The following is a 581-nucleotide window of genomic DNA, read 5'->3' on the forward strand; positions in this document are numbered from 1 at the left end:
CCGCGGATAGGTGGGATCGCCTCGACGAGCGGCATCAGTTGAGTGACATCGTGGCGGTTCCCGCCGGTCAGCGACACCGCCAATGGGGTGCCGTGCCGGTCGACGATCACATGGTGCTTGCTGCCGGTACGACCCCGGTCGACCGGCGAGGGCCCGGTGTGAGCCCCCCTTTGAGGGCCCGCACGTGCGAGCCGTCGACGGCGACGTCGTCCATCTCGAGCATGCCGGCAGCGCGGAGTTCGGCGAGCAGCATCTCGTGCAGCCGTGGCCACACTCCGGCCTCGGTCCATTCCCGCAATCTGCGCCAACAGGTCACGCCGCTGCACCCGATCTTCTCTGCCGGGACGTCACGCCAGGCGACGTTGGTGCGCAGAACGAAGATGATGCCGGCCAGCGCGACCCGGTCGTCGACCGGTTTGCGTCCCGGGTACCGGTACCGGCGGGCAGATCTGGGCGGAAGCAGCGGAGCTACCCGCGCCCACAGATCGTCAGGAACAAGATCAACAGGCACTCGCGATACGGTGCCCGAAACCGTCCTCGAACGCCATCTACCACGCCGAACTCATTCTGAAACGATCAGT

Annotated in this window: 1 pseudogene; it reads right to left on the reverse strand. The window is 66.8% G+C overall.

Annotated elements, in window-relative coordinates:
- A pseudogene (locus MOM01_RS22965) lies at nucleotides 1-511 on the reverse strand (IS5 family transposase); the annotation flags it as partial.
- Between the last annotated feature and the right edge of the window lie 70 nt (nucleotides 512-581).

Origin of the sequence: Rhodococcus sp. CH91, from assembly GCF_022554085.1 — a bacterium.
GTDB lineage: Bacteria > Actinomycetota > Actinomycetes > Mycobacteriales > Mycobacteriaceae > Rhodococcus.